1 pseudogene is annotated in these 358 nt (G+C 70.1%); it reads right to left on the bottom strand.

What is annotated here, in order from left to right:
• Positions 1 to 164 precede the first annotated feature (164 nt).
• Positions 165 to 358, bottom strand: a pseudogene (locus AC1DHL_RS30230) (LysR family transcriptional regulator); the annotation flags it as partial.

The following is a 358-nucleotide window of genomic DNA, read 5'->3' as shown; positions in this document are numbered from 1 at the left end:
CCGTGACGCAGCGGCTCACGGCAACGGCAGTCTACGTTTGGGGCGGCCGGGCAGTATTGCTTTCTGACTTGGGCCGCGTTGCCGTTTGCTTATCGGGACGGGAAAACGGGGGTGTGGGAACCCCTGATGTTGGCGGGCGAGGTGCCAGGGGTGTGCCGGGCGCCTCAGCGCCAGACGGCGCTGGACGCCCGCAGCTGGGCGATCAGCGCGTCGGCGCCAGGCGAGAGCCGCGCCCCCATCCGCGTGGTGATGCCGATGTTCCGGGAGGTGCCCGGCATCGGCAGGTCCAGCACGCGCAGCCAGCCGGCCTCGATCTCGTAGTGCAACTGGAGCGCGGACAGCGCGGTGACCATGTCGC

The sequence above is a fragment of the Variovorax sp. 10L426 genome, from assembly GCF_056395305.1.
This window is presented reverse-complemented; position numbering and strand designations above follow the sequence as displayed.